Raw genomic sequence first — 24,107 nt, 5'->3', positions numbered from 1 at the left:
TCGCGGGGGCAGCGATAAGCCTTATTTACTCAACCATTCGGATCTGTCCGATAAACAGACCATGCGGAGTTATTTATGGATTTTGAATTTACGGGTGAAGAAACCCCGGAACAACTGGAAAAAATGCTGGAAGGACTTGGGGATGTGGATATTGACAGTCACGCACAGGACGTCGTGACGGAAGATACCACGGAAAAACATGCGGATGAGGAAGCACAGACTCAGACGGGCGATAACAATGTGGCACCGACGCCGGATGCCAGTGTGGAGCAGACGCAGGACGTGAAGGAGCCGGAAGCGAAGGGGGTGCTCACCCGCGACGGTAAACACGTCATTCCCTATGAAGTCCTTGAGGCTGAACGTTCCGGTAAGCAACGGGCCGAACAGGAAGCCGCACTTCTTCGTGGGCAGATAGCTGAAGAAAAACGCAGGGTGGAACTGCTGACGTCTCAGATCCACCAGGCCGGTATGAAGCCCACACCGTTACCGGAAAACGAAAAAATTTCTGATGAGCAGATTGCCCGTATCAGGGAGATGTATCCGGAAATTGGTGACGCGGTGGCTTCGCTCATCCGTAAAAATAACTATCTCCAGTCCCGTGTTCAGCAATCAGCACAGCAGGCAGAAGGTAATGGTGGTGAGGATTTATCACCGGTTCTTGATGCGATGAATGCCGTGCCGGTGCTGAAAACGTGGCAGGAGTCCGATCCAGATCGCTTCTCGGTTGCTGTATCCATCGACGGGAAGCTCCAGAATGACCCCGCATGGAAAGACAAAACGCTCACTGAACGTTTCGCTGAAGTGGCCCGTCGTACGCAGGTTGCTTTCGGTGAAGTCAGTGAGTCGTCTGCTGACAACAAGGCAGACAAAACGGATATCCGGAAAACGGCGGAAGAGAAAGTGAAGACCGCTGAACAGGAGCAGGCAGTACCTGCTTCCCCGTCAGATTTAGGCACCACGGCTTCCGTCGGAACCGGTGATAATTTTGAACGGTTACTTGGCGCTTCTCATTCAGAGGCAGAGGCGATTATGCGCGGTATGACGAATGCTGAAATAGACGCGCTTCTGGAGAAGCTCGGGTAACTTACTGAAGGAGAACTGAAGTAATGACGACTGTAACATCAGCCCAGGCGAATAAGCTGTATCAGGTGGCGCTTTTTACCGCTGCCAACCGCAACCGCTCGATGGTAAATATCCTCACTGAACAGCAGGAAGCGCCAAAAGCGGTTTCGCCGGACAAGAAAAGCACGAAGCAGACCAGCGCGGGTGCGCCGGTTGTCCGTATCACAGACCTTAACAAACAGGCCGGTGATGAAGTGACCTTCAGCATCATGCACAAACTCTCAAAACGTCCGACGATGGGAGATGAGCGTGTTGAAGGTCGTGGTGAGGATCTCAGCCATGCTGACTTCTCCCTGAAAATCAATCAGGGACGTCACCTGGTGGATGCAGGCGGACGTATGAGTCAGCAGCGCACGAAGTTTAACCTGGCATCCTCAGCCAGAACGCTTCTGGGGACGTACTTTAATGACCTGCAGGACCAGTGTGCGATAGTGCATCTTGCTGGAGCTCGTGGTGATTTTGTTGCTGACGACACTATTCTGCCGACAGCGGAGCACCCTGAATTCAAAAAAATCATGATCAACGATGTACTGCCTCCGACACATGACCGTCACTTTTTTGGCGGTGATGCGACAAGCTTTGAGCAGATTGAAGCGGCAGATATTTTTTCTATTGGCCTGGTGGACAATCTCTCCCTGTTCATTGACGAAATGGCGCATCCGTTACAGCCGGTTCGTCTGTCCGGTGATGAACTTCACGGAGAAGATCCATATTACGTCCTGTACGTCACGCCGCGTCAGTGGAATGACTGGTACACCTCGACGTCCGGTAAGGACTGGAACCAGATGATGGTTCGTGCCGTGAACCGTGCAAAAGGTTTTAATCATCCGCTGTTCAAAGGTGAATGTGCGATGTGGCGCAATATCCTGGTTCGTAAGTATGCGGGTATGCCGATCCGTTTCTATCAGGGGTCAAAGGTTCTGGTATCAGAGAATAACCTGACGGCAACCACGAAAGAGGTCGCTGCTGCAACCAATATTGACCGCGCCATGTTACTGGGGGCTCAGGCGCTGGCAAATGCTTACGGTCAGAAGGCGGGCGGTCACTTCAACATGGTTGAGAAGAAAACGGATATGGATAACCGTACTGAGATAGCAATCAGCTGGATCAACGGTCTGAAAAAAATCCGTTTCCCCGAGAAGAGCGGCAAGATGCAGGATCACGGTGTGATTGCCGTTGATACAGCAGTGAAGCTCTGATTTTTCCTTTCCCCATGCCGGGTTTTCGCCCGGCTTTTTCAGGAGTCATTAATTATGGCAAAGACTATCCTTGCCCCGTCACTGAGTGAACGGGTCTATACGGGTACGCACGGTAATGAGTCGGTGGCAGAAGGCGTATTTACGGTGAATGCTGCGGAAGCGGACAGTGTTATTCATCTTCTCTCACTGCCAGTGGGCATCCGTATCAACTCACTCCAGCTGGTTTCAACGGGCGGTCTGGGTACTGCAACCGTCAGCATTAAGTCCGGTGAGCATGTTCTCATCGATAACAGCGAAGCTGTTTCTGCAAAATTTGCCAGATATGTGCCAGTGGAGCCGTACACCACACAGCGTGACGGGGAGCTGGTTACTGTCACCATTAAGACTGCCGCTGCAACCGGCACCCTGAATGTTCTGCTGCGTTATACAGTGGTGGGATACTGATTAAAACCTTCCGGCCCGCGTCATGCGGGCTTTTTATCCGGGGAATTATATGAGTGAGAAAATTGCCGTTGTCTATATCGGCCCAAAACCCGTGAAAAAGGACACCATTACCGGAAGCCGCACATTGTTCCCACGTCTTGAGCCGGTGCATGTTGACAGTGCGATGGCCTGGCAACTGCTGGGGTTTCCTGATGTCTGGGTTCGTCATGAAGAGCTTGATGATGTTCTGAAACAGCAACAACAGAATGAGCAGTTGAGGCAGGCACAGCAGGCGCAGGAAAGAGTGCTTGCTGCGCGGGCAGAAGCGGAGAACAGTTTTGTTGTTTCTGTTAACGGGCAGGAGGTGGATTTAAGTAAGCTCACCTCAGCACGACTGGCGACGCTGTGTGAGGCAGAAGAGCTGGATATTCACAAAGACCCGAAAGAAACGGCTGAGGCATTCCGTATCCGGGTGCGTGAGGCATTTTGCCGTCGTGTTGCGGAGACTGAACAGCATGGCGGAACTGAGTGATTTTTTACCGTATGTCCGTCGTCATATCAGCGGTCCACTGAACATTATGATGACGGATGCTCTGTCAATGGCTGCCGTGGCATTCAGCCGCCAGTCGTTGGTGTGCCGTCGGGAGGTTACTGTTGTACCAGTAGCAGGAAAAGAAATTGTGCTTCCGTATGATAAAGATGATGAGGAGTGCGTTCATATCATCCGTATCTCTGACGATAATCATGAGCTTTTTGTCGGTCGGGATGTGGATATCAGCTCCGGACGCTCCCTGCGATTTGCCTGTTCTCCCGGTGAGGTGAGCGTGCTTTATGCCGTCGCTCCGAAAGCCGGACGCAGCCAGATACCGGATGAACTCCTCACATGGCCTGAAGAAGTGGCAGCGGGGGCACTTGAGCGGTTGTTCATGCAGACTGGTGTTTCATGGTCAGATCCGTCACGCGCACAGTATTTTTCTGTGCAGTTTTCTGAGGGGATCCGTCGGGCATATCGTCATACACTGGCGACAAGCCCGTACTCTTCATACCGCAACCCTGTACGCAGGCAGAGGTTTTACTGATGACGACGATTACAGAAATCATCGGACGTGTGAATACACAACTGGTTGACCCGATGATGGTTCGCTGGCCCCTGCAGGAATTGTGCGATTATTACAATGATGCTGTGAGGGCAGTGATTCTGGCGAGACCGGATGCTGGCGCAAGCCTGGAAACAATCAGTTGTGTTCCTGGCGCCCGTCAGGTTTTGCCCGATGGTGTAATACAACTTCTTGACGTGATATGCCTCAGTGACGGTAGTGCAGTCAGACCATTATCCCGGGAGGTGCTGGATGCGCAGTATCCTGAGTGGCCCACAATGAAGGGTATTCCTGAATGTTTTATCAGCAACGACCTGTCCCCGCGCGTATTCTGGCTGTTTCCTGCTCCTGACAAAGAGATAAGTATTGATGCAGTGGTAAGCCGGATACCGGAGGCAGTGTATGTTCTGACGCAGGACGATGATACGCCAGTTCCACTGGAAGAGGCTTATGTTAACCCACTGGTGGACTGGATGTTGTTTCGCGCTTTCAGTAAGGATGCTGCCGGTGGCGCAGAATCGGGGCTGGCTGCGCAGCATTATCAGAGTTTTGTTGAGCAACTAGGGATCAAACAGGGGGCAGACAGTGCATTGTCTGCCCGTAAAAAAGTGTTTAACGGAGGTGGAGTGTGAGTGTTGTTGTTTCGGGGACGCTGAAATCTCCTGATGGTGAGGCGATATCAGGAGCAAATATTACCCTGACGGCGCTGACAGTTTCACCGGATGCGCTCAGCGGCACCAGTGCGTCGGCAGTGACCCGTGAAGGTGGATACTACGGAATGACGATGGAACCGGGGGAGTATTCGGTTTCGGTGACGGTGAAAGGGAAAACTGCTGTCTACGGACGTGTGCGTATTGAGGGGACCGAAAGTACGGTGACGCTCAATATGCTGTTACGCCGCAGTCTTGTTGAGGTGAGCATACCCGGAGAACTACTGACAGATTTCCGGCAGATACAGAACAATGTTGCGGATGACCTTGCCACCATTCGTCGCCTTAATGAAGACACTACGACAAAAAACACTCAGGCGATAAAGTCAAAAGAAAGTGCGGAAGCCAGTGCGAAGAGTGCATCTGACAGTGCAAAGACGGCAACCAGCAGGGCGGCTGAAGCCGGACAAAAAGCGACTGATGCCACTGAGGCTGCGACCCGTGCAGTCACAGCAGCGGGGAATGCAGAGGAAAGCTCGACCCGTGCCGGAGAGTCTGAAAAAGCCGCCGGAGCTGATGCAGAAAAAGCCAGACAGCATGCTGAAAAGGCCAGGCTGGCGCAGGAGAGCGCCGGAGAGATCCTTAAGCGGGCAGAGGCTGCCACTGTCAGTGCTGAAGAGGCCAGACGTATGGCTGAGAATGCACGGGGGCCCCGGGGGCCTCAGGGAGAAACTGGTCCGAAGGGGGATGTCGGTCCTAAAGGCGAAACAGGTCCAGTGGGCCCTCAAGGGCCCGCAGGGCCGAAAGGTGAGCGTGGTGACGTTGGTGCTCAGGGGGCTGTAGGGCCCGCTGGTCCGCGTGGTGAGAAGGGCGAACAGGGGGAGCGAGGACCGCAGGGAATACCAGGCCTGAAGGGGGATACCGGAGAGCGGGGGCCTAAAGGGGACCAGGGGGATATGGGGCCAAAAGGCGAGAAAGGTGATCCGGGAGGTCCTGCAGGCCCGCAAGGTCCTAAAGGTGAACGAGGAGAAGCCGGACCACAGGGACCGATGGGAGCACGAGGTGAGCGTGGGGAGACTGGCCCCCGAGGTGAACCTGGTCCTGCAGGTCCGAGAGGCGAACGAGGAGAGACCGGACCTCAGGGACCTCGTGGAGAGCCAGGTCCGGCAGGCAGCGCTGCAAATGTGGCTGATGCGACGACGGCACAGAAGGGAATTGTGCAGTTAAGCAGCGCAACGGACAGTGATGATGAAGCGAAGGCAGCCACCCCGAAAGCGGTGAAAGCGGCAATGGATGTGGCAAATGAAGCGAAAACAAAGGCAGAAGAGGCTGCAGCAGGAGGTGGTGTTCCCGGTCCGAAAGGAGATAAAGGGGATACGGGGCCAGCAGGTCCGGCAGGCGCACAGGGGCCAAAAGGTGACAAAGGCGATCCGGGTGTGGCTGGACCAGCAGGTCCGGCAGGTGCGCCGGGGCCGAAAGGCGATAAAGGTGATCCGGGAGTAGCAGGTCCAGCAGGTCCAGCAGGTCCGGCGGGGCCACAGGGACCTAAAGGGGATACGGGAGCCGCAGGCCCGGCAGGTGCGCAGGGTCCGAAAGGTGATAAAGGCGATCCTGGACCAGGTGCTCAACAGGTCAGTGCGGGGGATATAGGTTCTCTGGTTTATGCCATGTACGAAGGCACAGCAGACTATGGCGACAGTGTTGCAGCCAGCCAGTTGCACCCGTCATCTTCTTATGATGCTGATGTAAGTTTCGACAACTCGGCTGTCACTCTGTCAGGGACATGGCGTTGCCTTGGATATGTAGGGATGTCGACAGGGAAGTCACTGTTTATTCGTATAAAATAAACGAGGAGGAAAAAGTTATGGCAGAGACGGTAACTGGTGTTATTGCCGTTCGTAATGCTGCGTATAACGAAAATGGCGGGATAAACTGCGAGGTGCAGTTTGAAGATGCGGTGAATGAAAAAGGAGAGCAGGTATGGCTGCCGTATACCGCAACGGAAACGGATAATACAGAACACGGAAAAGCCTTGTGGTCGGGGCTGACAGCAGGAACGTACGGAAGTGTGAGTGCCTTTGTTGCCACGGAAGCAGTACTGGAAGCGGCAAAAGCGGCGAAAAGGGAAGAGATTAATATCTGGCGTGATGTGCAGGAGAATATGGAATACGTGATGGAATTCAACGGAAGGAACTGGGATTACGGCAAGAAGACGTTGTCCAGGATAAGCACGACACGCCTGATGGCAGAGAATAACCGTCTTCCGGAAGGTTTTGCCTGGACGGACGGGGATAATAATGTGGTGCCGGTAACGGCGGCTGACATCATTGCGCTGGCAGATGCGACAGAGCAGGCGATGTTTGCGAAGGGAGTGGAGATTAATACACGGCAGTTGCAGATGAAAGCAGAGGTTGAGGCGCTGACAGAGCTGAAGGCGATCCGCAGTTATGTTGTCGGATGGCCTGCTGGCTGAATAAAAAAAACGGGACCACGACCAGTCCCGGAACCATGAGTTTTAGGGTATTAGTTTGTTATCATAGTTAGCGTGCTAAGTATGCCATATCAGGCTGATTAGTGAAGTGATGTTGTTCGCATTTTTTCACGGCGGAGAATATTCAGATTTTTGGAAATCCATATTTTTCCCGTGCGCGATTACATGCTTCATTTACGATGCCATTTTCGCCGGACATTGCGAATTCCCTGCATGTGGACGGGCGGTTTTTGTAAACAGAGCAATATGCGTTTTCACCGGGAGGGGGCCGGTAAGAGCGACTCCTGTACGGGTTGACGTCGTGAAATTGTGCCGGGATTAATTATTCCACCTCGTCTGCCATTCAAATTTTCGGATACCAGATAACCATGCCTTATATCGATATAACCACTATGCGCGGGATGATGCCAGGCGTTATTGCATCTATGCTTCCTGATAATTCTGCTGTACTGGCAGAAAACTGTCATTTTCGCTATGGCGTGATCACGCCTGAACACGAGATGTCAGAGGTTGAGAAAACATTCACAATTAAGCCAAAAACAATTTTTCATTACCGTGACGATTTCTGGTTTGCATGGACGGATGTGGTGGATGTGATCCGCAGTCCGATCGCTCAGGACCCCCACGGGCGTATTTACTACACTGACGGGCGTTTTCCTAAAGTGACGGATGCAACCATTGCCACAAAAGGGGACGGGAATCATCCGACATCATCGTATCGTCTGGGGATCCCCGCGCCGACGACAGCACCTGTCTGTACTGTTCAGCAGGGCGGTGATGTTTCTGACGATAACCCGAATGATGACGAAACCCGGTTTTATACGGAAACCTTTGTCTCAGATTATGGTGAAGAAGGTCCGCCAGGTCCGGCGTCTCTGGAGGTAACACTCCGTACTCCGGGGACTGCGGTACAGCTGACGCTGTCTCCGGTGCCATTGCAGAATGCCAGTATTAAACGCCGCCGGATTTATCGCTCTGCATCAGGTGGAGGGGAGGCGGATTTTTTACTTGTGGCTGAACTGGATGCATCCGTGCTCAGTTACACGGACAAAATACCGGGGAAAAACCTTGGACCTTCTCTGGCGACATGGGATTACCTGCCGCCGCCAGAGAATATGACAGGCCTTTGCCTGATGGCTAATGGTATTGCCGCCGGGTTTGCCGGTAATGAAGTGATGTTTTCGGAAGCGTATCTGCCGTATGCATGGCCGGAAGTGAATCGTCACACGACGGCAGAAGATATTGTGGCTATCTGTCCGCTGGGAACGTCACTGGTGGTGGCGACAAAGGGGGAGCCTTATCTGTTCAGTGGGGTATCACCGTCCACAATTTCTGGCTCCAGAATTCCTTCCATGCAGGCATGCCTGAGCCGAAGAAGTATGGTGGCGATGGAGGGATTCGTACTCTATGCCGGGACAAACGGTCTGGTATCTGTTGATGTAAACGGTAATACAGCACTGGCAACGGAAAAGATTATTTCACCTGAACAGTGGCAGAGTCAGTTTAACCCGGCGTCCATTGTGGCTTATTCCTGGCGTGGTGAGTACATTGCCTGTTACACGAAACCGGATGGTAAGCAGGATGTGTTTGTATTCAGTCCGGTGAACATGGATATCCGTTATCTCAGTACACCGTTTGACTGCGCATGGGTTGATCTCGCGAAAGATATGATGCGCGTGGTGACAGGAGACAAAATGTCAGTGCTTGCCGGGGGCTCTCTGCCCTCCACGATAAGGTGGCATTCAAAAATTTTTTCATTACCTGAAAGAACCTCTTTTTCCTGTATCAGGGTGAAATCTCCGGCGCCTGAGCGGGTGGGGATCACCATTATGGCTGATGATGTTCCTGTGATTAATTTTGCGCCGGGTACGTTTAAGGGAAGTGTGGTGAGACTTCCGGCAGCAACCGGGCAAAACTGGCAGGTGATGGTATCCGGATTCGGGCAGGTGGAACGAATAACCCTGAGTACATCGATGTCGGAGATGCCGGTATGACCAGAAAACCGTGGCGTGCGGGGAAGGATTTATCCACAGTTGTGGAGAACATGGAAATTGGCACCGGGCAGCGTGGTGACGGACGCCACGCATTTGTGACCCGTGAGGAACTGGTTGGTCTTAAACTCGCCCGGCGTCGAACATCGGGTGGTGCCTCATATGCACTGAATCCGGGTATTGAGATTGACAGTACTTTAATGACTGTTGATTTTCCCACAAAACCGCTGAATTTTAAGGCGGCCGGTGGATTTGGCTCGGTTCTTCTTGAATGGGATATGCCTAATTATCGCGGACATTCACTGACTGAAATCTGGCGGGGTACGGAGGATGACCTTGCTGATGCAGTGCTTGTTGCCACGACGCCGGGGCAGGTTTACGGCGATCCGGTTGACCCTGGCTGGTCGGGATTTTACTGGATACGTTTTGTTAACGCGGCAGGAGTGAAAGGTCCATGGAATGCTGAAAAAGGCACTCAGGCACAAACACAGATCGGCGTGAAGGCCATCATTGACCAGATCCGCGATGAGGCTGCAAAGTCGCCGGTTGTGTCCGAGCTGCGTAAAGAAATAAAAAACGCGCAGGGGCAGGCTGTAAAGGATGCTGCAATTAAGACAACCGAAGTTGTGGGGACTCTCAGGGAAGAAACGACAAGAACGATTGGTGGTATTGAAACCCGCATTAGCACACTGGATTCGTCAACCAGTGAATCGCTTAATGAGGTCGACAAGCGCATCACTAAACTGGATAAAGAAGGCGGTGAGGCGTTTCTGGCAATGTGGTCAAAAAAAGCGGGAGTTGATGGTATCACTGCGGGGATCGGGATTGTCGCCGGAAAAGACAGTGAAGGCAGGCCTGTAAGTCAGGTTGCAATTTCTGCGTCGCAGTTGTTTGTCTTTGACCCGAACAACCCGGATAACACCGCCTATCCGTTTGCGGTATCAGGTGGCAAGGTTGTGATCCCGAAAGCGATGATTTATGACGCGGTGATTGAAACACTGGTGTCGCGGAAGGTTGTGGCGGATGAGGTAAAAGCCGGGGTAAGTATCACTTCGCCAGTTATCCGGAGTGCCGTTATTCAGAACGGAAACTTTCAGGTTGATTCTCAGGGTAACCTGAATATTGGAGGCCTTTTCAGTGTTACGTCACAAGGGCAACTGACAATTCGTTACTCTAATCAGAATGTAGGACTGGTGATCCGCAATGATAAAATTGAGGTTTATGATCAGAATGGACGACTGGCTGTTCGCATAGGCAGATTACGCTGATCAGGAGGTGAGTATTGGAATACGGTTTTGCCATTTATAACAGAAATAACGTTAATGTTACGGGCGTGCTTACTCCCATATTTTTCCTGGACAGGTTTACGGCGGAGTCGGGATCAAAAACGTATACGAATAAACCAGAAGGGAAAACATTGCAGGCAGTCTGTTCATTATTTCCGTGGAATAATGTATTTAAGGACCGGAAAGTACCGAAGATAACCATTAATGGCAATACGGTGACGTGGTCAAATCTTGAGCAGGGGATGGGGTCATATATTTATACATTCTGGGGGTGAGTTGTATGTATGGTTTAAGCATTACGAAACCAGATGGCAGCTTGTGGATAAGCCCGGGGTTTACGCCTCAGTGTCTGATCAATAAGGGAACTATTCCGGCGACTGAGAAGGCTTTTTTTAAAACGTCAATTCCGTCAGGAAAAAGTTGTTTTTTCTTTATCAGAACAGAGAATAAGGCCGATGTCATGTACACGCATGAACAGATTGATGGATATCATGCCTTAAGGCTTCATCAAATTGTCAGGGGAACGAATCCTGGTGTTACGACTGTTTATGCTTTTGCGAATATGGTTACTCAACCTTCTGAGTATGGTATCGCCATGTATAACCCGTCGGGTGAGATGATTTACCATGGCGAAATGATGCTGCTTGACGCGAAGTTAATACCAGTTGATATCAAGTTTGAGAAGGACCTTGGATATCCATGCGCAATTATGCCTGCACTGGTTGGATATTATAACTGGAAACGAACACCTTATGACCGACCGATTTACACCACATCCACTGGTGCTACAGGAAATAAAATATATTCCTGTGAGCATTATTCCGGTGGTGCAACATGGGATATCCGAAAGCCGTATATAGATAAAGTTCTGGTTATTAATTCCTCAATATATGATTAGCGTAAGAAAAACTTTAATAGTGTAAAACGAAAGCGTTCCTTTCAGACATCGCATCCTTTAATTCAGAGAAATACTTAAAATGAAAAGTATCATGAAATTTTTTGCGTGTGCAGTTCTGGTGATGAGTTGCTTAACTGCACAGGTAAATGCAGCATCAGGCGATAGTACGGTATCTCTCGGGTTTGCACACATACGCTTCCCCGGGCTGAAGGATTTTGTTAGAGACGCGGGTGTTTATAACCGGGATACGTTCAGGAATGTTGTAAACGTAAACCATTTTAATTCATCAGGTGAATACGAAAATGCTATTGCCCGGGGGCATGACGGCACAGCCAAAAGCCCCCTGGGGATGAGCATCAGGTATCGTTACGAGATAACTGATGAACTGGGTGTTATAGCCTCTTTTACATGGGCGCGCTCCATGACTAATGCGCAGGCATTTATTGATGTTAAGCCTTCCGATCCATCACGAGAGGTAAAAAACCCGGCAGCTTCAGCGAGAACTGATATCAGGGCTAATTACTGGAGTCTACTATCCGGTCCTTCGTGGCGGTTTAACGAATACCTCAGTGTGTATGCAATGGCTGGTATGGGGGTTGCAAAAGTCACCACTGACTTGAAAATTAACGACAATCTTAATCATGGTGCCGGTAGTTTTTCTGAAAGTAACAGCACCAAAAAAACGTCTATTGCATGGTCTGTCGGCGCGCAATTTAACTTCAATGAAAGTGTTACTATGGACGTCACTTATGAAAGCTCAGGCTCTGGCGACTGGAAAACTGATGGTTTATTTGCAGGCATTGGCCTGAAATTCTGAGTAATACCCGACAACATGTCATAACCCGCTGTGATGGCGGGTTTTTTGTTGCCCGTGCAGGGCAAAAATCGTAGATTATGCGCGGGTGCCTTTCGGCTGATGGCTGGAGGGAGAACCTGAAGGCCTGATGTGGAAAGGCCCCGAGTCAAACATTTTGTTTAACCCGAGGCCCTAACCATCATACCTTAAGCAAGTAGAAGGTTAGCGCCTCTCCACTCAGGAGGCAAGCGCTATGTCGCAAAAATCGCTCATCACCGTCACAATTTGTATGACGGTAATCTTCACCATCTGGATGTTACACGGCTCGTTGTGTGAGTTCCGGCTGAATTTGTGGGGAGCGGAGTTTGCGGCGTTCTTACAGTGTAAGCAGTAGGAAAACCGCGACGGGGACGAAAGTCCCCGTCAACTGGTTGCTGAGGTTCAGCCGATATGGCACCCGTTTCTGGTGAGAGAATGGACGACAAAATTCTCCGGTATATGCAGCGTGTTGTGAGAAATTCCCGCAACCCTGAATTTATGAATGAAGTTAAAGACGCCTGCCTTAAAAAGCAGGCGTTTTGCTTTGAGGCACCGGATGGTTTTCTGGTGCTGCGTTCTGTGCTCAGTGACGACGGTATCCCTTATGTTCTGGTGTTGCTGGGTGTGTGTACGGGGAGTGCCGGTGTTGAGCGTTATCTGCCGGAGGTGAAGACATTAACCAGTCTGGCTGGCGGACGCTGGGCTGAATTCCACACGGCAAGGCGGGGATTTATCCGGCTGGGAAAACGTCTGGGCTTTGAGCGAATGCCGGATGATGAGGATGGCTTCATGGTGTTCAGGATAGCGGTCTGACTGCCACTGTATTCATCATCGTGTGTAAACCAACATTGCACTTCACATTCTGACCCTGCCCCGGCAGGGTTTTTTGTTATCTGAGGAGCCATAATGGGCGGAAAAAAAGGCGGTGGTGATACCAAAGTAAAACCAACAGCAGCGCAAATAGCACAGGAAGAGGTGGCCTGGAAAGGGTGGCAGGATTACAAAAATATTCTCCGTCCGGCAGAAGATAACTTCATGGAAAAGGTCGATGACCTTAACAGTGAGCAGCAGTACGACAATATCGCCGGTACAACAAATCTGGGATATCAGAAACAGTTTGGTGAAACGCGAAGGGAGCTTGCGGGTAATCTTGCTCAGTCCGGCGTTGACCCATCCAGTGGTCGTTTTAATGCGGTAATGGATGCAAATCAAAGCGACCAGGTGACCGGGCAGATTGACACGACCACACGGGGGCAGGTATCGCAGGCAGATAAATATATTGCCGGGCTACAGGATGTTGCGGCTCTCGGTTCCGGTCAGAAGGCCGATGCGTTACAGAGTTTTAACTCTCTGGCAGACAGCAGTCTGGCAAAAGCCAAATCAGATGCACAGGCGGCGTTTACAAAACAACAGGGGCGGGCCTCTCTTGTTGGCGCTGGTCTGGGGGCGGTTGGGGCTTATGCAATGCATAAGGCTGGCGGTAGCGGAAGTGGAGGTTCTAAAACGCCAGACACCGGCGCTAACGCTATTCAGAGTCAGGCTCAGAACTGGAGACTGTAATTATGGAGTATGGCAAATACGAAACTCTCGCAAGGGCTGGTTATTCAGGAGCAGACCGCCCACAGGGTGACTGGCAGACGTCAGCAGCGCTGACACGCCAACAATACGACGACTGGCGAACCAGATATTTGCCCCGCGTGGCAAGGCTGGCTGACCTTGGTGAGAACAACAGCCTGATGAATGCACAGCTTGCCCGGGTGGGCGGCCTTGCCACTTCCAGTCTCCGTACAGCGCAGATGGCACAGGATAACCAGATGGCGAGATACGGGGTAAATCGTCCGGATAATCCCAACAGTAACACACTGGGTTTGCGTAATGCTCTGGCAATTGCTGGCGCGAAAAATGGTATCCGTGAAGCAGAGCAGGATCGCCAGATGAACATACTGACGGGGGCTTCTGCACCTGCAAGACAACAACTGAGTGTTGGCGGTCAAATGATGACAGCGTAAGGGGGAAGATATGGGGTACGGCTTACTGGATATTGCGAATCAGTCACGGCGTGAGGCATTACAGGGAATAAGTGACGCAGACCGACGACGTGAAGAAATTGAGGCTGCGAACAAACAGATGGCGGCGCAACAGAAAGCGCAGAACAAGCAGAATATCGGTACGGGCATTGGTACGGGGGCGGCTATTGGCGCATCCGTTGGTGGTCCTGTTGGCGCTGTTGCTGGTGCAGTAATTGGCGGCATTGCTGGTTCTTTGTTTTAAGGAGTGGTGAATGAGCGGATTTGCACAGGGGTTACTTGCCGGATTCAGCACTGTTGACCAGGCAATGACCCGTCGTAAGGAGCTTGGTTTGCGAGAAGCACAGCTTGCTCAGCAACAGAAAAATAACGAGCGCGATTTTGAATTTGCGCAGTCTCAGTTTGAACATAATAAAGACGTTGATCAGCGGAACTTTGATTACAGAGCCAAAGTTGATGACCGCAATTACGCACTGCAGGAAAGGGAGTTTAACGCCAACCAGAATTACCGGAATGCGTCGCTGGGGATGGAACAGCAACGACTCCAGTTGCAGAAATACAACCAGCGACGGCTTGAGTATAACGATATGCTGGCACGTGATCAGTCGGTGATGGTGGCGCTGGGAAAAGCGATTGATGCAGGTGACCATGATGCGGCCTCTCGTCTGTTCGGAAAATTATCGGATGCCAACCCCATTAAAATAATATCAACGGAAGGCTATGCTGCGAAGGCGGGTCAGGCCGTGAACAACCTGCAGAAAATCTTTGATGATAAGCCGGACAGGGCGATCGATTCGCTGAATACCCCGGAAAATCTCGATGTGCTTTCCGGCGTGTTTGCCCCGGAACTACAACAGCGTATTGGCATGCCTGATTCAACCGGGGAAAAAACGATAAAAGAGGCCAGGATTGGCAGTATCGTACCGGCGCAGCAGGAAGGGTACGTACTTATTGGCCTTGATCTCACATACAGCGATGGCTCCACCGCGCATAAACCTGTAACAGAATACGGCAGTGCGCACCCTGATGATCAAACCGTGCTGGCGATACCCGTTGATAAGGCTATCGCTCAGGTCAGGGATCGCAGCAAATTTGCAGAGATATCGAAAAATTATGGTTATTTTATGCCGAAGCAGCAGGGACTTTCTCTGAAAGAGCTTCAGAAGGGGGCCAGCAACGTAGCGGCGGACGCGATTAAGAATGGCGGTAATGCTCAGGCTGCGGTGGATGAATATTATGCTGCGACTGGTTCACAACCGCATCAACAGAAAATTCAGCAACAAAAACTTCAGCAACAGGTTATCAACTGGGCGGGAGATGATCCTGATAAGCTGTCATTTGCCAGAAATGTAGCGGCCCGTCAGCCTGAAATGCTGGAACCTCAGAATCAGAAATTGCTGGAGAACGGGTATGCGAATTTTCTCCGTATTCAAAAGGCCAGGGGGGAACAGGCCAGAGATGAAAGTGCTTCATCTGCATCTCAGTTTATCCGTGGACTGAAACAGAATTACGCCCAGTAATTCACGATATTCCATTAATACCATTTCCTGATGCCCGGCCATTGTGCCGGGTTTTTTTATGGAGTCTGTATGGCCTATTCAGAGGAACAGCGTCCTGAGGCGCAACTCGGTAACCAGAATCGTAACAGCCTGAACATTCAGCAACCCGGCGAAACTGACAGCTATGAAGCATTTTTCTCTGATTCAAATCGCTGGAAGGATAACAGTACGTCGTTCAGCCTGGGCGATGTATTGCCAACAATGGGTAAAGGTTTCGCCCGGTCCGTCCGGGGAACAGGGGAAATGGCCCGTGGACTCGGTGATGCGATGATTCAGAGCCCGGTAAAAACAGGGGCGCGTATTTTAAATGAGTTCAGCCGTATGGGGCTGCCGGGTGTCGCAACTGTGCAGGATATTTTTGCCGGTGGCAGCAGGGGGGCTGATGAGGTCATCGATACCCTGCCTGATGGCAAAAACGCGGTTACAGATACTGTCGGTAAAGGTCTGAAGGTCACCGGTAAGGCTGTCAGTGACGGCGCTAAATCCTCGGATGAATGGCTGACCAGTAAGATGTCTCCGGGTGCTCTGCGTGCGCTGAATACGCCGATGACCGAAGGCTATGATGATTCTGCGGTCTGGGTGGCGAAGGGCGTAAACCTGATTGGTGCCCTTGTACCTGATATGGTTGCTGGCGGTGTGGCTAAAAAGGTGGGTGATGTCACATTGCGAAAAACGCTGACCGCCGGGCTGGAGAAAAAATACATCGCGGCAGGGATGCAGCCGGAAAGAGCCACGGCACTGGCAGCAGAAGCTGTCGATAAAAAAATGCCGGATTTATTCCAGGCGGGCCTGATCACCCATTCCACAGCCAGTGCACAGGGGCAGAGTGCAATGGCGGCAGCAGATGCTGTTCTTAATGCGGATTACTCTGAGCTGGCGCAGTCACCGAAATTTCAGCAGACGTTTTTGTCCATTGACGCCGATCCGCAGCACGCACAGCTTACTGATCGCCAGAAAATGGATCTGGCAAAAGAGCGTGTTGCCGATGAGGTGCGCGCGCAGCTGGCAACAGATCCTGAATTGCTGGCTGTGAATGCCATGGCGGCAAAACTGGGCGATGCTCAGTTGCTTAATCTGGCGATGCGGGGCACGGCGAATACCGTTAAAAGCGGCATTGTCAGAAATGCCACGGAACAGGGGACGATTAATGCGGCGCAGGGTGGCTATTCACGCTATCAGGAAAACACGGCATTGCGTGAGACCGCCGGAATGGATGTGTCACCGTGGGAGGGCGTGGCTGACGCAACGATCGAAGGTGCAGCCCTTGGTGCTGCAATGGGGGCACCATTCGGTGCGGCTGCCGGATATCGTGGAAAACGTCAGGCGGCAGATGAAGCAGCCATGCGTGAGGCTGAAAGCGTTCCTCAGGACGAATCGGCTCCGCAACCCGAACCGGTTGATCCGGTGGCACAGCATCGTGAATCTATGCAGGGGATGAATCGCGAGCAGCTTCTGGAACAGTATGCTGATGCGGATATGGCACATGAGGGAGACACGTCTGCCGTTCATCGCCGGGAAGCCGCCAGCCAGCTGTTGAATGAACTGGATGAACAGGCGAAGCGACAGGCGGTGATGGATGAGCTGAAGGCGAAGCCGCGCCATGAACTGCTTGAGGAATACCGAAAACTCAGCCAGAAGGAAGGGCGTACTGATACTGAAGAGCAGCAGTTACAGGCAATACGTGATGTGCTTCGCCCTCAGCGGGAGGCCAGACCGGAGGCACAGCCACAGCCGGAAAATGCGGATGATGGCGACGGGAGTATTTACCCGACGGTGCGGTTCCGCGATCCGGATGAAGTTCGTATTGAAATTAACGAGAGTGGTGCGTCCAGACCAGCAGAACGCATTGAAAAGGTGCGTCCGGACAACCGTTATTTCACGGATGAAAAAAGTGCTCTGGGGAGCGACGTTTTCCGCAATGCCAGCGCCACCGGCCTGAAACCGTCCGTAGTGAAGAAAGGCGAGAATCAGTATGCCGTTGAAATGGATAATCCTGCGTTCTCTGAAGATGTGGCAACGGAGACCATTAACACTCTGGCTGACGGAGAGCGTATTACTGATGCTGATCCGATGGAACAGCCCGCGTTCATGCGTGACCCGCGATTCCGTGGTTTTACGGGGGATGATACAGAAGTGCAGGCCCGTCTTGCTCGTGGCAACGCGCCGACGGCGGAAGAACTGGTGCGTTCCCAGATGGCTGAAGGTGATGCCGGTCCGACAGCACAGGAGTTAACTGAGCGTCCACGCCTTCCCGCTCCCGGCGATATTCATCCCGGACAGGGATATCCGTTACCAGGAGAAGTAGCGCGTACGCCGGATGAAAATCAGGCCGGACGTGGTGGTCGTTTTACCACAACCGGTGAGGTGAAGGGCCAGAGTTTCCAGAAAGGACGTGCGCAGGCACCGGAAAATGCCGCTGGTCGCCAGGGGGAAATACTGGAGGGCGAAACAGTTCGTCGTGGTCTGCCGTCACCGGATGAGCAGAACGCCACAGCACCAGTGCGTGAAGGTCTTCCTGCACCTGAAAGTCAGCGTGGGGTTGATATGCCACAGCCTGAATCACTCCCTCGTATGGTTCGTGACTCCCTTCCGGAACTGGCACAGCAGGCAGAAGCACGCAGACAGACCGGGGATAATCGCCAGACCATAACCGATGTTCCGGATACTGAGGTGCCGGTGCCGGTAGATAAACCGAGCACTCACCAGCAGGCGCGTGGTGCGAAAATTGAAGACTTTGGCGAGGAGATTAAGGGCGCGGCAAAACACCGTTATGCGCAGCTTGCTGAAGCTATGGGTAAAACGCTGGAGGATGGGGAGTACGCGACACAACCACTGAGCAAACTGTTTCCAAAGCCGGATTATGCCCGTCTGGAAAAAGAAGGTGTGGATAGTGACACGCTGGCAATGATGGCGTTGTATCGCAGTGAAATTCCCACCAGAACAAGCCGTAACATGCAGAAATGGATCAGCATTGTTAAAAGCGGTCGCGAAGCTACTGCCGGTATGCTGGAGGGGAAAATTCCGGCAGCGAAACTGGCTGATATGATGGACAGTAAGCCGGGGTTACGGAGCATGTCGGATACCTGGAAACTGCTCCGTACGCTTTCTGCATTGCAGATTGATAAAGCATCCGGCTATCGTGTCAGGTCCGGTGTTTATTCGTTTGTCGGGGGAAAACGTTACGATCCGCCGCAAATGATGTATTCGCTTCGTGATAGCAAGGGGCGCGACCTCTTTTTCTCGGAAAGCCGGGATGAGTTACTGAAAAAGGCGAAAGCATATTTCGATGAACAAGGCTCCAGAGAAAGGGAAACGCCAGCAACCTCTGCTGATGACAGAATAACCTTTGACGTGTACCGGCATAAGGCCAGTGGCGACATTTTTATCGGTTATGGCAAAAACAGGCAGAAACTGAAGGGCGGTTTTGAGTCTGCCCGTGATGCACATGATTATGTGCGCACACATCGTGATGAGCTGGTTAATCAGGTGAAGGCGCTGCGTGAAGTCTCGCGTGAGGAGCAGCGTAACGCCACCAACCGCGATCGTACCGGACCAGAACGCCGCAAGGGGGATGTTTCGCCGGAGCAGTTCAGTGATGCGTTTGGTTTTCGTGGTGTGCAGTTTGGTAATTATGTGGAAAGTCCGCGTCGTCAGGCTGATTTGAACCGGGCTTATGACTCGCTGCATGACCTGGCTGACGTGCTGAACGTGCCGACAAAAGCGCTTTCTCTGAACGGTCGTCTTGGGCTTGCTTTTGGTGCCCGTGGTAAGGGTAAGGCGGCGGCACACTATGAGCCGGGTGAGGTGGCAATCAACCTGACAAAAGGTAACGGACCGGGGGCGCTGGCCCACGAATGGTTCCATTCACTGGATAATTATTTTGGTCGTTATGATGTTTCCACTGACGGGAAGATCACGTCAGGTGGCGACTATATGACGGAAGCACAGCGTGCCGGGCGCGTATTTAAAGACGGCAGGTATGTTGATGCGGAATATCCGGTACGTCAGGAGGTTTACGACGCGTTTAAAGGCGTGATGAAAGCCATTAACAGCAGTGACATGTTGCGTCGTTCTGAACGCCTGGATGGCGTTCGTTCAAAACCGTACTGGTCAACGGATGTTGAAATGGCGGCGCGAGCCTTTGAGCGTTATGTTCAGGATAAAGCGCGTATGGCTGGCGTGGAGAATGATTATCTGGTCAATATCCGTAAGGCGGATGACCATGGACAGCCGGACACCTACGCTTATCCGACGAATGCAGAACTGGATGGCGGTATTCGTGAGGCATTCGATCACTTGTTCCGAACACTGAAAACCCGTGAGACGGACAAGGGAGTTGCGTTTTATTCCCGTAAGGGCGTGACCCGCACACCTGAAGGCAATCTGATTTCGGATGTTAACCGCAGTGCGGAAGCCAAAGGCAGTCCGGTCCCGCAGGTTGAAGCGGTTGCCCGTGGCGTGATGAGCGGCATTAAGGACAGTGACCTGAAGGTCCGTGTGGTGAAGTCACAGAAAGAGGCTGAAGCGCTGGCGGGTGAATTGTTCGATGGTTACGGCAGGGTGCACGCATTCTATCGTCCGGATAAACGAGAAATTGTCCTGGTGGCGGATAACATCCCTGACGGGCGGACCGTTCGCGAGAAGCTGCGTCACGAGATCATTCACCATGCCATGGAGCATGTTGTCACACCAGCGGAATATCAGACGATTATCAAAACCGTGCTGAAAACCCGCGACAGTGATAACGTCACCATCCGTGAAGCCTGGCGTAAGGTTGATGCTTCCTATGGTAAGGAATCACCGGAAGTACAGGCGGGTGAATTTCTGGCACATATGGCGGAGAAACAGCCGAATAAATTCGTGGCGGCATGGGAGCGTGTTGTTGCCCTGGTCAAAGGGGTACTGCGTCGTACGGGGTTACTGAAGCCGACGGAACTGAACGATATCAGACTTGTTCGCGAAACTATTCGCACGTTAGGCCTGCGTGTGCGGGAAGGTTACACGCCGCGTGAGGATGGCGCGGGCGCATCGTCTCAGTACTCCCGTAGTGGTAAACCTGATCCGTTCAAAGTGCCGGAAGGTGAGGGCGAGCGTTATCGTGATGACCTTGCCAGAATGATGAAGTCGTTACGTTCTGGTGCAATGACTGCAAACATCGGGCGTACGCCGCCGGTATTGCGCCACCTTGGCGCACCAGATTTGCCGCTGGTTATCTCCCGCGACACTGTGCGGAAGGCAACCAATGGAGTGAAACATGTGGTGCCAATGGATGTTATCGAGAGACTTCCTGAGCTGATGCACGATCCGGATGCAATTTACCGTTCCGCGACAGAAAGAAATGCGGTTGTGATGCTGCTTGATGCCGTGGATAAAAATGGTGATCCGGTGGTGTCGGCAGTGCACATGAAGGCAACAGATAAACGAATAGAAATTAACAAGGTGGCTTCTGTATATGGAACAAAAGGGGGGATGAACAAAGCTAATAGCCTGGATAAAGCAGGTTTGACGCTTTACCGGAAGGAAAAATTAAGCCGCGATAACCCTCAGTACAGTGGGCTTCAATTGCCCAAAGAGGAGCGTTCTTATCGCGGCTCTGTAGATAAAATACTCTATCCTGAAGATATTCGCAATGGGCCGTATTACTCCCGTACCAGCAGTCTGACACCGGAAGAGACAATTGCATCGCGTTTTGTGCGTCAGATGCAGGATAAATTCCAGGTGCTGAAAGCTGTTCAGGAGAACATCCGTAAAACTGGCGGAAAAATAGACGACAGTAACAACGCTTATATGGCGGAAGAACTCTTCCACGGGAAGGCGGAAAACGACCTGAACGTGATGAAGGAGCGCTACGTTCAGCCACTGGCTAAATTACTGGCGGACTACAAAATTGCGCAGGCCGATCTGGATGAGTACCTCTACGCCCGTCACGCGCCGGAACGTAACGCGCATATCGCGAAAATCAACCCGAAAATGCCGGACGGCGGTTCGGGGATGACCAACGCGGAAGCGGCGGAAATCATGCAGCGTGTACGTAACAGTGGCAAACAGGCACAGTATGACCGTCTGGCAGGGATTATTGACGATATGCTGGCCCGTCGCCGTGAGCTTATCCGTCAGGCCGGACTTGAAGAGAACGGTGTGGTGGATGCCTGGCAGAACGCCTACCGTTACTACGTTCCCCTGAAAGGTCAGGATGTTGACGGTGTGGTGTCACTGCCCCGTACAGGTAAGGGCTTCACCATCGGCGGACGTGAAAGCAGGCAGGCCATGGGGCGTGCATCCCGGGCACAGTCTCCGTCCACTCAGGCGATACAGGACCTGAGCGAATCGCTGATCCGCCATCGCAAAAACGAAGTGGGTAACGCCTTCCTGAAACTGGTGCAGGATAATCCCGACAAGGATTACTGGCAGGTATTCACCGATGACAGACCGGATACCATGCGGACGATTGCAGAGCGCAAGGACCAGGAAACTGGTGAAACCATTCGCGAAGCTGTCGAACGCCCTGTACCGATGGCAATGATGGCAGACCGGTACTTCACCACCAAAAAGAACGGCAAAACGTACTACATCAAACTCCATGATCCGCGCCTGATGCGTGCGATGAAGAATATGGGACCGGAAACCAGTAACGCCGTAATCCGCACGCTGGGGAAAGTTAACCGCTTCCTGGCAACGGTGAACACGTCGTATAACCCGGAATTCCTGGTCAGTAACTTCATCCGTGACGTGCAGACGGCGGTGATGAACCTGAAGGCGGAGCAGGGAAGGAGCGACGGTAAACTGAAAGGGCTGGATAACTTATCCGCCCTGGCTGTGGTGAAAGACAGCCGTTCTGCCATGTCAGCCGTATACGCCAGTCTGCGTGGTAAAACCCTCACGGGAAAAGGTGCACAGTGGCAGAAGGTGTGGAAAGAGTTTGTTGAGGACGGAGGGAAAACCGGCTGGTTTAACATGGGTGACCTTGAAGGCCAGCAGAAGGAAATGGATCGCCTTGTCTCACTGGCGAAGGGGGGATGGAAAGGCCAGAGTATCGGTGCATGGAATTCGTTCCTTAACCTTGTCGAGGATGCCAACGGTGCGGTTGAAAACGCTCTGCGTCTTTCTGCCTATAAGCACGCCCGTGATACCGGTTTGTCACGCCAGCAGGCGGCGTCTCTTGCCAAAAACATGACGGTGAACTTTAACCGTCGTGGTGAGCAGGGGGCGCTGATGAATTCGCTGTACATGTTCGCCAACGCCAGCATTCAGGGAACGGCAAATCTGGTGAGAACGCTCGGACATCTTAATGGTGAGGGACCTTTACTGGAGCGCCTTCGCTGGAAGAATCTGAATGTTCCGCAGAAAATCGCGCTTGCCGCTGTGGGAGCAGGTTATCTGCTTGGCTCGCTTAACCGCAGCGTGGCGGGTGAGGATGATGACGGGGTTAACTGGTATGACAAGGTGCCGTCTCATGTGAAAGAGCGTAACCTCGTCATTATGAAATCGGTGTTCGGGGGCAAGGCCGGAGAGTACTGGAGTATTCCTCTGCCTTACGGGTACAACGTTTTCTTCCTGCTCGGGCATACTGCTGAAGGTGTGGCGGCGGGTGACCTGACGGCGTCCCGTGCTGCCGGTAATGTTGTTGGTGGTGTGCTTGGTGCATTCAGCCCGATTGGCAGTGAGACGTCGGAAACACTGTCCGGGGCATTGCTGAAAAATGCAGCGCCGACCATTCTGCGTCCGTTTGCGAACCTTGCCATGAATGAAAACTTCATGGGGGCGCAGATTTACCAGGAGAACATGCCGTTTGGTACACCAAAACCTGACAGCCAGCTGGGAAGACGTTCAACGCCAGAAGCGTACAAGGCGTTTGCATCCTGGCTGAATGCGTTCTCTGGTGGCAGCCAGTACCGTCCCGGCGCGGTGGATATCACACCGGAATCGCTGAAATACTGGGTGGACTATATCTCCGGAGGGACAGGGCGCTTCATTTCCAAAACCACGGATGCGGCGGTGAAATCGCTGAATGGTATTGATATACCGGAGCAGCAGGTGCCTTTCCTGGGGAAAATTTCGGGAGAGGTGATGCCGTATGCTGACCAGCAGAAGATGTATGACCGGATGACGGAGGTTGTGCAGTACCACGCAGAGCTGAAGAGCCTGAGGGGTTCCGAAAGAACGGCATTCATTGACGAGAACAACGGAAAATTGTCGATGAACGGGCTTATGCAGGATACCCGGAAGAGACTGAAGGATTTGCGTAAACAGCGTGATGCCATTTATGCCGACAGTACTCTCAGTCTGGCGCAACAGTCGGCGATGGTGAAATCGGTTGAGCGGGATATGAAGATTGCCGTGGATCGGTTTAACCGCGAGTACAACAAAAAAGTGGGGGTGGAGTAAGAGAAATTGCCCCGTACTGAAGTGCGGGGCATTCTTAACATAATGTGTACATAAGTGAGTACTGTTGTGATGGATGTTTTGGTATTTAATGCATTTAAATCAATGGATTGATATTTATGTTCATTATATCCATTTAACTAAGAG

At 52.2% G+C, this 24,107-nt stretch carries 20 protein-coding genes and 1 pseudogene; 20 read left to right on the top strand and 1 reads right to left on the bottom strand.

All coding sequences use genetic code 11. The features are described 5' to 3' along the window. The first annotated feature begins 75 nt into the window (after nucleotides 1–75). The 8 genes from QUE34_RS14070 to QUE34_RS14035 are packed head-to-tail and all read left to right on the top strand — an operon-like array spanning nucleotide 76 to nucleotide 6,964. Nucleotides 76–1,083, top strand: coding sequence for a hypothetical protein (locus tag QUE34_RS14070; RefSeq protein WP_000345010.1), 1,008 nt, complete (start codon nucleotides 76–78; stop codon nucleotides 1,081–1,083). A gap of 23 nt (nucleotides 1,084–1,106) precedes the next feature. Continuing rightward, a complete protein-coding gene (locus tag QUE34_RS14065; protein WP_000214474.1) occupies nucleotides 1,107–2,321 on the top strand; it encodes a N4-gp56 family major capsid protein in 1,215 nt (404 codons plus the stop codon). Between the two features lie 54 nt (nucleotides 2,322–2,375). Continuing rightward, complete coding sequence (locus QUE34_RS14060; RefSeq protein ID WP_001140444.1) at nucleotides 2,376–2,765, top strand: hypothetical protein; 390 nt, start codon at nucleotides 2,376–2,378, stop codon at nucleotides 2,763–2,765. A gap of 49 nt (nucleotides 2,766–2,814) precedes the next feature. Beyond that, nucleotides 2,815–3,276, top strand: a complete 462-nt coding sequence (locus tag QUE34_RS14055) for a hypothetical protein (protein ID WP_286338841.1) — start codon at nucleotides 2,815–2,817, stop codon at nucleotides 3,274–3,276. Further along, nucleotides 3,260–3,823: a hypothetical protein gene (locus QUE34_RS14050; protein ID WP_000829202.1), complete on the top strand. Its 564-nt coding sequence runs from the start codon at nucleotides 3,260–3,262 to the stop codon at nucleotides 3,821–3,823. The genes QUE34_RS14055 and QUE34_RS14050 overlap by 17 nt, the downstream gene beginning before the upstream one ends. After that, nucleotides 3,823–4,473, top strand: a complete 651-nt coding sequence (locus tag QUE34_RS14045) for a phage adaptor protein (protein ID WP_000207922.1) — start codon at nucleotides 3,823–3,825, stop codon at nucleotides 4,471–4,473. The genes QUE34_RS14050 and QUE34_RS14045 overlap by 1 nt, the downstream gene beginning before the upstream one ends. Further along, the gene (locus QUE34_RS14040) at nucleotides 4,470–6,338 is read left to right on the top strand and encodes a tail fiber protein (protein ID WP_182044480.1); all 1,869 of its coding nucleotides are present in this window, start codon (nucleotides 4,470–4,472) and stop codon (nucleotides 6,336–6,338) included. The genes QUE34_RS14045 and QUE34_RS14040 overlap by 4 nt, the downstream gene beginning before the upstream one ends. Nucleotides 6,339–6,355: 17 nt before the next feature. After that, the gene (locus tag QUE34_RS14035) at nucleotides 6,356–6,964 is read left to right on the top strand and encodes a DUF4376 domain-containing protein (protein WP_194316111.1); all 609 of its coding nucleotides are present in this window, start codon (nucleotides 6,356–6,358) and stop codon (nucleotides 6,962–6,964) included. Between the two features lie 142 nt (nucleotides 6,965–7,106). On the opposite strand, the pseudogene QUE34_RS14030 reads toward QUE34_RS14035, so the two are convergent. Beyond that, nucleotides 7,107–7,244 (bottom strand): annotated as a pseudogene (locus QUE34_RS14030) (YkgJ family cysteine cluster protein); the annotation flags it as partial. 106 nt (nucleotides 7,245–7,350) lie between these two features. On the opposite strand from QUE34_RS14030, the gene QUE34_RS14025 reads away from it, so the two are divergent. The 12 genes from QUE34_RS14025 (at nucleotide 7,351) to QUE34_RS13970 (ending at nucleotide 23,963) form a co-directional block, all read left to right on the top strand. Beyond that, on the top strand, nucleotides 7,351–8,976 hold the full coding sequence (locus tag QUE34_RS14025; protein WP_182044479.1) for a hypothetical protein: 1,626 nt from the start codon (nucleotides 7,351–7,353) through the stop codon (nucleotides 8,974–8,976). Continuing rightward, nucleotides 8,973–10,241 carry a phage tail tip fiber protein gene (locus QUE34_RS14020; protein WP_000197188.1) on the top strand — a complete coding sequence of 423 codons (1,269 nt, stop codon included), beginning with the start codon at nucleotides 8,973–8,975 and terminating at the stop codon, nucleotides 10,239–10,241. Before QUE34_RS14025 ends, QUE34_RS14020 begins: the two co-directional genes overlap by 4 nt. Before the next feature lie 14 nt (nucleotides 10,242–10,255). Further along, nucleotides 10,256–10,534 (top strand): outer membrane protein, encoded by a 279-nt coding sequence (locus tag QUE34_RS14015; protein WP_000455633.1) that lies wholly within the window; start codon nucleotides 10,256–10,258, stop codon nucleotides 10,532–10,534. A gap of 5 nt (nucleotides 10,535–10,539) precedes the next feature. After that, nucleotides 10,540–11,157 (top strand): hypothetical protein, encoded by a 618-nt coding sequence (locus tag QUE34_RS14010; RefSeq protein ID WP_001459282.1) that lies wholly within the window; start codon nucleotides 10,540–10,542, stop codon nucleotides 11,155–11,157. 79 nt (nucleotides 11,158–11,236) lie between these two features. Then, nucleotides 11,237–11,974, top strand: a complete 738-nt coding sequence (locus QUE34_RS14005) for an Ail/Lom family outer membrane beta-barrel protein (RefSeq protein WP_000836187.1) — start codon at nucleotides 11,237–11,239, stop codon at nucleotides 11,972–11,974. 232 nt (nucleotides 11,975–12,206) lie between these two features. After that, entirely contained in the window at nucleotides 12,207–12,347 is a 141-nt protein-coding gene (locus QUE34_RS14000) for a Hok/Gef family protein (protein WP_000078907.1), read from the top strand. A gap of 56 nt (nucleotides 12,348–12,403) precedes the next feature. Continuing rightward, on the top strand, nucleotides 12,404–12,805 hold the full coding sequence (locus QUE34_RS13995; protein WP_000035555.1) for a hypothetical protein: 402 nt from the start codon (nucleotides 12,404–12,406) through the stop codon (nucleotides 12,803–12,805). 93 nt (nucleotides 12,806–12,898) lie between these two features. Next, nucleotides 12,899–13,552 carry a hypothetical protein gene (locus tag QUE34_RS13990; RefSeq protein ID WP_000509019.1) on the top strand — a complete coding sequence of 218 codons (654 nt, stop codon included), beginning with the start codon at nucleotides 12,899–12,901 and terminating at the stop codon, nucleotides 13,550–13,552. Nucleotides 13,553–13,554: 2 nt separating this feature from the next. Next, nucleotides 13,555–14,001, top strand: coding sequence for a hypothetical protein (locus tag QUE34_RS13985; RefSeq protein WP_000455645.1), 447 nt, complete (start codon nucleotides 13,555–13,557; stop codon nucleotides 13,999–14,001). A 10-nt stretch (nucleotides 14,002–14,011) separates the two neighbouring features. Further along, nucleotides 14,012–14,263, top strand: a complete 252-nt coding sequence (locus QUE34_RS13980; protein WP_000540391.1) for a bacteriocin — start codon at nucleotides 14,012–14,014, stop codon at nucleotides 14,261–14,263. A 10-nt stretch (nucleotides 14,264–14,273) separates the two neighbouring features. Continuing rightward, the gene (locus tag QUE34_RS13975) at nucleotides 14,274–15,539 is read left to right on the top strand and encodes a hypothetical protein (protein ID WP_000012437.1); all 1,266 of its coding nucleotides are present in this window, start codon (nucleotides 14,274–14,276) and stop codon (nucleotides 15,537–15,539) included. Between the two features lie 69 nt (nucleotides 15,540–15,608). Then, nucleotides 15,609–23,963 carry an LPD5 domain-containing protein gene (locus QUE34_RS13970; RefSeq protein ID WP_286338840.1) on the top strand — a complete coding sequence of 2,785 codons (8,355 nt, stop codon included), beginning with the start codon at nucleotides 15,609–15,611 and terminating at the stop codon, nucleotides 23,961–23,963. The last annotated feature ends 144 nt before the right edge of the window (nucleotides 23,964–24,107 follow it).

This window comes from Escherichia sp. KS167_9B (assembly GCF_030295215.1).
Lineage (GTDB): Bacteria > Pseudomonadota > Gammaproteobacteria > Enterobacterales > Enterobacteriaceae > Escherichia > Escherichia coli_F.
The sequence above is the reverse complement of the archived record's forward strand: the minus strand, read 5'-3'. Positions and strand labels throughout refer to the sequence as shown.